Consider the following 396-nt stretch of genomic DNA (forward strand, 5'->3'; position numbering starts at 1 on the left):
TAATTTTGATGTCAGGGCCGATCGCCTTGATGTCAGGGCCTATCGCTTTGATATCCGGGCCTATTGCATGCACCTCGGGACCTATCAGCTTGATATCAGGGCCTATCGCTTTGATGTCGGGGCCAATCGCTTTGATATCAGGGCCGATCGCCTTGATGTCAGGGCCTATCGCTTTGATGTCAGGGCCTATCGCTTTGATGTCAGGGCCTATCGCCTTGATGTCAGGGCCGATCGCCTTGATGTCAGGGCCTATCGCTTTGATGTCAGGGCCTATCGCTTTGATGTCAGGGCCTATCGCCTTGATGTCAGGGCCGATCGCCTTGATGTCAGGGCCTATCGCTTTGATGTCAGGGCCTATCGCTTTGATGTCAGGGCCTATCGCCTTGATGTCAGGGC

At 54.5% G+C, this 396-nt stretch carries 1 protein-coding gene; it reads right to left on the reverse strand.

All coding sequences use genetic code 11. The annotated features are described in order from the left end of the window. Window positions 1-396: hypothetical protein (locus RDV48_18820; protein MDQ7824859.1), on the reverse strand; the 396-nt coding region annotated here is incomplete at both ends.

The organism is Candidatus Eremiobacterota bacterium (assembly GCA_031082125.1).
In the GTDB taxonomy this organism is placed as follows: domain Bacteria; phylum Vulcanimicrobiota; class CADAWZ01; order CADAWZ01; family Ess09-12; genus Ess09-12.